The organism is Bergeriella denitrificans NBRC 102155 (assembly GCF_001592185.1).
Classification (GTDB): domain Bacteria; phylum Pseudomonadota; class Gammaproteobacteria; order Burkholderiales; family Neisseriaceae; genus Neisseria; species Neisseria denitrificans.
In genome coordinates this window covers 1-4,460 of record NZ_BCWL01000178.1, presented here as the reverse complement: position 1 = coordinate 4,460, position 4,460 = coordinate 1, and the positions used below count along the sequence as shown (strand labels likewise).

Below are 4,460 nucleotides of genomic sequence, written 5' to 3'. Positions count from 1 at the left end.
TATAATGAAATTCCTAAAAAACAAAAATCCTGACATTCGTTCCAGACCTGACATATTCCGTTTTTTAGGAATTTAACTTACCACACCCTGCAATCACCGAAGAACACAATACCCGACCGCCCGCTATCTCGCCCAGCTCGTCTGCCTGAGCGCCTCATATAAAAAATCCATCAAAGCCTGCACGCGCTTCGGGCGCAGCGGGTTGGGCGGTGCGAGCAAGTAAAGCGACAGCGGCTCAATCTGCCAGCCCGCCAGCAGCATCTGCAAACGCCCGCTGCGGATTTCGTCGCAAACCAAAAACTCGGGCACCACCGCAATACCCCGCCCCGCCAGCAGCATGGGCAGAAACACATCGGCACTGTTGGCCTGGATTTTCGGCTGCACCGTTTGGGTAAAGCTGCCAAGCTCCTCGTGGCGGAACGTCCAATTCTGCGCGTTTTTGGCATTGGTATAAACCAAGGCCGTCTGAAAAGCCAAATCTTTCGGATGCTCCGGCGCGGCGTGTTCGGCCAAATACGCCGGTGCAGCCACCGCCAGCAGCGCAACCTTACACATCCGCTTGGCCAACAGCGAAGAATCGTCGAGCCGCGCAATCCGCAGCGCGAAATCAAAGTGCCCGGCAATCAAATCCACCTGCTCGTCGGCCAAATGGATATCCAATTCGATATTCGGATAGCGGCGGTTAAACTCGGGCAGCAGCGGCGCAATCTCGCGCAAGCCGAACGACAGCGGCACGGCAAAGCGCACCTTGCCCTGAAACCGGTCCACCTCGTCACGCAGCTGCGCTTCCAACGCCTCGCCGTCGGCCAAAAGCTGCTGCGCGTAAGCCTGCACCGCCTGCCCGCTTTCGGTTAACACCAGCTTGCGCGACGTACGCTGAAACAGCGTGGTCTGCATCCGCGCTTCCAGGCGGGAAACGGCTTTGGATACCGTGGCCTGCGACAAATTCAGCGTCTGCGCCGCAGCGGAAAATGAGCCGTGCTCCACCACTTTGGCAAACACCGCCCATGCTTCAAAATCGGGTAATCTGCTCATCGTTTTTCATTATATTAAAATTGGAATATATAATATTCGATATATTCTATTTTCACAATAATTAAAACGCCCTATACTGCTTCACATCCGCTGCACGACAACCCAACCACAACATAAAGGAAAAAATCATGATCGAACGCCGCCCCTACACTCAATTAGGCGGAGCCAACCACGGTTGGCTGGATGCCCGACACCACTTCTCATTTGCCGGCTATTTCGACCGCAACCGTATGCACTGGGGCAACCTGCGCGTGTGGAACGACGACATCATCGCACCGCACACCGGCTTCGACACCCACCCGCACAAAGAAATGGAAATCATCACCTATGTCCGCACCGGCACGATTACCCACCAAGACAGCATGGGCAACAAAGGCCGCACCGAAGCGGGCGATGTGCAGGTAATGTCGGCAGGCTCCGGCGTATTCCACTCCGAGCACAATCTGGAAAACGAAGCCACTACCCTGTTCCAAATTTGGATTATCCCCACCATGGAAAGCGCCAAAGAAGCGCCGTCTTGGGGCACGCAATCCTTCCCCAAAGCCGAACGCGCCGGTAAATTCGAGGTACTCGCCAGCGGCATCGAAGGCGACAACGCCCTGCCCATCCGCACCAATGCCCGCGTTGCCGGCGCTACCGTCAAAGCCGGCGAAAGCGTGACATACCGTTTTTCAGACGGCAGCCGCTACGGCTATCTCGTCCCGGCGGAAGGCGAAGTGGAAGTCAACGGCGTGCGTCTCGAAAAAGGCGACGGTGCCGCCATCCACGGCGAAACTGTCATTACCGTTAAAGCCTTGAGCGATGCCGAATTGGTGTTGGTGGATACTGAATAATCCGGCGCAACCAGCTACCCCAAATAAAAAAGCCGTCTGAAAAATCAGCGATTTTTCAGACGGCTTTTTGACACTTTCATCCGCTCAGGCTTCATCCGGCTGCTTTTTGCTCAAAGTCAGGCCGGTCCAGCCGAAGAGTAAAGTCAAAATCAGACACAGATAGCAGAAAAACGCATACGGCAGATATTCCCATACCGGCACGCCCAGCGCCTGGCTGATAAACACGCCGCACACGCTCCAAGGCACCAGCGGGTTAATCACCGTACCCGCGTCTTCCAAGGTGCGCGACAGATTGCGCGAATGCAGGCCGAGACGGTCATAAACCGGCTTGAAGGTTTCGCCCGACAGCAGAATGCTCAAATATTGCTCGCCAATCAGGAAGTTGACGCCGACGGAAGTCATGGCCACGCTGGCAGTTGCGCGGGCGGCAGAGGTTAAAAACGCGCGTACCGCATCCAAAAGCGCGGGAATAACGCCCAAAGTAAACAGCAAACCGCCCAGGCTCATGCCCAAGACCACAATCGCCTGCGTGAAAAACATCGATTCCAAGCCGCCGCGCGATATCAGGCGGGCGATGTTTTGAAACTGCTCGCCCTCCAGCTTGTAGCCGCCGTAAAACCACGCGCCCAGCTGCTGCAAATCGGGCGAGCTGTGCAGATAAGTGACCGCCAAGCCCGCCAACACGGTAAACAGCATGGACACCACCGCATTTACCCGCAGCAGCGCCAATACCACCAGCAGCGCAAAAGGCAGCAGCGAATAGCCGTGCACCAGCCCGGTTGCTTCCAGTTGGGCGCGGAACAAATCCACGCTGTTCAAATCCTGCGCCGCCACGTTCGGCAGCAACCACAGCATCAGCGCGGCGCTAATCAGCCAGGCGGGTACAGTGGTGTACATCATATTTTTGATGTGTTCAAACAAATCCACGCCGACAATCGAAGCCGCAATGCCCGTGGTATCCGACAGCGGCGACATTTTATCGCCGAAAAACGCGCCGGACACCACCGCGCCCGCCGTCATCGCCAAATCCGCATGAAACGCCGCCGCCATGCCCATAAAAGCCACGCCCACGGTCGCGCAGGTAGAAAGGCTGCTGCCAATGGCGATGCCGATGACCGAGCAGAGCGCAAACGCTGAGAAATAGAAATATGTCGGCGAAATCAGCCCGAAACCGTAATACATCAGCGTGGGAATGGCGCCGCTCATCATCAGCGCCGACACCATCAGGCCGATAAAGAAAAACAGATACACCGCGCCCATGCCTTGGCTGACCGCGCCAATCATACCCTGCTGCATATCGCCGTATTTCAGGCCGCGGCACAAGCCGTAAAGAATCAGCGCAACAATCGCCGTAATCACCGACATATGCGGCAGCCAGCCCAGGGCGATAATCGTATAGCCCATCGCGGCCACCAATACGCCCACCACCGCCAGCGCTTCTGCGCGCGGCATATGGAGCAGAGATTTGAAACTGAACATAAAATATCCTTTTCCTGCAGGAGAAACAGGCGGACGCGCGGCGTGAGGCCGTCTGAAAATCCGCCTTCGGAACAGCCGAAGATAAAGAGATTGTAAACTTTAGTTAAACACTTCATCAAGTTTATTTTGCAATGCAGCAGCAACCCGCCCTTGCGGTATCATATCCGGCACAGACAGGCCGTCTGAAAAACGCAGGCAGCAACATCGTATCCATCTAACAAAACAACGACTATAGTCGAAGAAAATAAGAATGAGACAAGGCAGCAAGCCGCAGACAGTACAGAGAGTACGAGCAGGCGCAGCAACGCCGTATCATTCCTATTTTCAATGACTATTGAAGGAACACCATGACCATCACCCCCGTCAAAGCCTTTAACGACAACTACATCTGGATCATCGGCGAAGGCAGCCGCGCCGTCTGCATCGACCCCGGCGACCCTGCGCCCGCAGCAGAATATCTGAGCCGCAGCGGCCAAGTGCTTGAGCAGATTTGGATTACCCACCACCATCACGACCATTGCGGCGGCATCGACGCTTTACGCCGCGCCTATCCCGAGGCTGCCGTTTACGGCAATGCCGACATCGAAGCCGCCACCCGCGCCGCCGACAACGGCCTTCAAATCCGCTTCGGCGATGCCCTGGCCACCGTATGGGCCACGCCCGGCCATACTGCGCACCATCTCAGCTATTTGCTGGAAAATTCAGACGGCCTGCACGTTTTCTGCGGCGACACTCTGTTCAGCGCAGGCTGCGGGCGGGTATTTACCGGCACAATCGAAGCGCTTTACGAGAGTTTCCAGCGCTACAACAGCCTGCCCGAACACACGCTGTTTTACCCCGCCCACGAATATACCGCCGCTAACCTGCGTTTCGCCGCCCATATCGAGCCGGACAACGCCGACATCTGCGCCGCGTTACAGGCTGCGGAACAAGCATCCGCGCCCACCCTGCCCGTCAACCTGGCGCACGAGCGTGCCGTCAACCCCTTTCTGCGTGCCGGCCTGCCGCAGGTTAAGGCGCGGGTGGAAGCGCTCATCGGGCAGCCGTGCGATAGCGGACTGGCAGTATTTGCCGCCCTGCGCGAATTGAAAAACCGATTTTAAGCCGCCGCGA

At 56.6% G+C, this 4,460-nt stretch carries 4 protein-coding genes; 2 read left to right on the top strand and 2 right to left on the bottom strand.

Going from position 1 to position 4,460, the window contains the following annotated elements:
• Nucleotides 1-123: 123 nt before the first annotated feature.
• Nucleotides 124-1,035 (bottom strand): LysR family transcriptional regulator, encoded by a 912-nt coding sequence (locus BDE01S_RS08645; protein WP_066080259.1) that lies wholly within the window; start codon nt 1,033-1,035, stop codon nt 124-126.
• Between the two features lie 128 nt (nt 1,036-1,163).
• On the opposite strand from BDE01S_RS08645, the gene BDE01S_RS08640 reads away from it, so the two are divergent.
• Nucleotides 1,164-1,868 carry a pirin family protein gene (locus tag BDE01S_RS08640; RefSeq protein ID WP_066080256.1) on the top strand — a complete coding sequence of 235 codons (705 nt, stop codon included), beginning with the start codon at nt 1,164-1,166 and terminating at the stop codon, nt 1,866-1,868.
• An 84-nt stretch (nt 1,869-1,952) separates the two neighbouring features.
• Here the strand turns inward: BDE01S_RS08640 and nhaC are convergent, their stop codons facing one another.
• Nucleotides 1,953-3,347, bottom strand: coding sequence for a Na+/H+ antiporter NhaC (nhaC, locus tag BDE01S_RS08635; protein ID WP_066080253.1), 1,395 nt, complete (start codon nt 3,345-3,347; stop codon nt 1,953-1,955).
• 347 nt (nt 3,348-3,694) lie between these two features.
• On the opposite strand from nhaC, the gene gloB reads away from it, so the two are divergent.
• The gene (gene gloB / locus BDE01S_RS08630) at nt 3,695-4,450 is read left to right on the top strand and encodes a hydroxyacylglutathione hydrolase (protein WP_066080249.1); all 756 of its coding nucleotides are present in this window, start codon (nt 3,695-3,697) and stop codon (nt 4,448-4,450) included.
• Nucleotides 4,451-4,460: the final 10 nt, after the last annotated feature.